Source organism: Elioraea sp. (assembly GCF_051860475.1).
Taxonomy (GTDB): domain Bacteria; phylum Pseudomonadota; class Alphaproteobacteria; order Acetobacterales; family Acetobacteraceae; genus Elioraea.
On the sequence record NZ_JBHYDW010000151.1, the window covers coordinates 1 to 2285 of the forward strand.

General features: G+C 72.6%; 2 protein-coding genes. One reads left to right on the top strand and one right to left on the bottom strand.

What is annotated here, in order from left to right; genetic code table 11:
• Nucleotides 1-1544, bottom strand: a 1544-nt coding sequence (locus tag ACTIFU_RS19825) for a two-partner secretion domain-containing protein (protein WP_439580049.1), incomplete at its 3' end; no start/stop codon positions are given.
• Nucleotides 1545-1782: 238 nt separating this feature from the next.
• Here ACTIFU_RS19825 and ACTIFU_RS19830 point away from each other — a divergent pair.
• On the top strand, nt 1783-2285 hold a 503-nt coding region (locus ACTIFU_RS19830; protein WP_439580050.1), incomplete at its 3' end, for a hypothetical protein.

The following is a 2285-nucleotide window of genomic DNA, read 5'->3' on the forward strand; positions in this document are numbered from 1 at the left end:
ATCATGTTCCGGCCGGTGTCGACCCGGATAGTGCCGGTCCCGGTACTCGTCACCGGCCCGGCGATCGAGGTATCCACCAGGGCGCGCGCCTCGAGGCTGCCGGCGCCGGAGGTCGTCACAGCGACGTTGTCGTTGATGTTGATGTTGTTGTTGGCGAACAGCGTCAGGTTGCCGGCGCCGCTCCAGACGATACTGCTGTTGACCACCAGATTGCCGATCTGCGCGCCCGGCTGTTCGGTGGTCACCGTGACATCGCCGCCGCCATCCAGCGTGCCGACAATGGTCGCCGCAAGCGCTGCGTCGACCGTGATGTTGATCGGATCGATCAGCCAGTGCCCGCCGGGTCCGACATCGACCGAGGCGGCATCGCCGATCTCCAGCAGGTGGATCGCCGAGGTCTCGGCGAAGCCGCCGTCCGTGAGGCCGCCGACGGAGATCGCCCCGTCGAAGCGCCCTTCGCGGTCGGCCCACAGGATCACGCTGCCGCCGGTTCCGGCGCTCGCGCGCGCCTCGATCCGCGCGCCGGCCTCGACTGTGGTGGTCTCGGCCCGGCGCAGCGTGCCCGTGCCCTGACGGTCGCCGCCGATCCGCACGCTGCCCCCCGCAGCACGCCCGGATGCGCTCACGCGCGCGGTCGAGGCGACGCGGATATCCTGGCCGGTCACGGTGACCGCGCCGCCGCGCGTCGCGCCGGACGCGTCCAGGGTGCCGGCGACCCGAACCGTCCCCTGCCCGCGGCCGACCAGCTCGATCGACCCGCCCGCGCCGTCGGCCGAGGCCGCGCGGATCACGCCGGAGGTGTTGATCGCCGAGGACAGCAGCCCGGCGGCCGTGCCGGCCGACAGCACCACGCGTCCGCCGCCGGCATCGATCAGCCCGGTGTTCTCGACACCCGCGTCGGCACGGCCCGCATCGCCCGAGACCACGATCTGCACCACGCCGTCGCCGGCCAGGTCGATCGTCGTCGTGTCGCCGGAGGCCAGCGCGACCGTGCCGCGGCGCGCGACGATGGTCCCCGAGTTGGCCACGCGCCCGCCAACCAGCGCCGCGAGCCCGGCCTCGCGCACGGTGATGCTGCCCTGGTTCTCGACCCGCGCGCCGGCTGCCTCGCCGCCGCGCAGCTCGAGCCGCCCGTCGGCCGCGAAGCGCCCGGCATCAACCGTCCGGCTGGTCGCGACCAGGCTGCCGACATCGACGCGCGCCGTGCCGGCGAACACCACGCCGTGATTGTTCTGGATGATGACCGTGCCCGGCGCAGTGATCTGCCCCGCGATCGTGCTCCCGCGTCCGGAATTGACGCGGTTCAGGGTCGCCGAGCGTGCGCCCGGCTGCTCGAACGCCACGCGGTGGTCACGGCCGACATCGAAGCTGCGCCAGTCGATGATCGCCCGGTCTGTGGACTGCTGCACGCGGGTCTCGGCGGCGGTCGCGCTGATCGCGGCCGAGCCATGCGCCACGATGCCGCCCTGCGGGGCCTGGGCCAAGGACGGTGGGACAAGGGCCACCAGGGCGGCGCCAGCGAGCAGCAGAGAGCGCGGCGTCAAGCCGAAGGGCGGCGCCGCAGGCGACGCCCTCCAAGGAGTACGGTGCATGTTCAGAAACTCACCCCAGAGACTTAGTTAATAAAGCGTGTACACGTGAGGGTTGCTTTGAGGCAACAATAAAAAATTGGACGTTGCACGGGGGCAAACCCGCACCCCTTAACGCTCCGCTCACAGGTCATGGCGTAGCACGCGCGGTGAAGACCTCGCGCCAGAAGGGCGCTCATTGGAGTGGCCCTTCGTGCGACAATCCAGTCCCGCGGTTGCCACCGCGCTCGCCGCTGCGCTTGCGGTCTTCGGAGATGGGCTGGCGCCACCGGCCGCGGGCCGCGACGCCGCGGGCACCGGCGAGGCGAGCCGCGTCATCCTGGCTCCATCGGCCGCGCTCACCGATCCGCTCCTGCTGCACGTCACGGTGATCACCCCCCGCGCGATCGGCTCGGCCTTTCCGCTCGAGCGCGGCGTGCTGGCCACCGCCGGCCACCTCGTCGCCGGGCTGGCGTCCGGCGACCCCGTGCTCGTCCGGCGCGGCGGGCCCGAGGGCCCGATCGCCGAGGCGAGGCTGCTCGCCGTCAGCCGCGAGCTCGACCTCGCGCTGCTCTCCGCTCCGCACGGTCTGCCGTTGGCACCGCCGCCGCCCGACGCCCGGCTGCCAGCCTACGTGGCCCTGGCTGCCGCCGGTTCGGTGCCGGTGCGCGATCCCGCGATCATCGCCCATCCGCGACGGGTCAGCGGCGCCTCCAC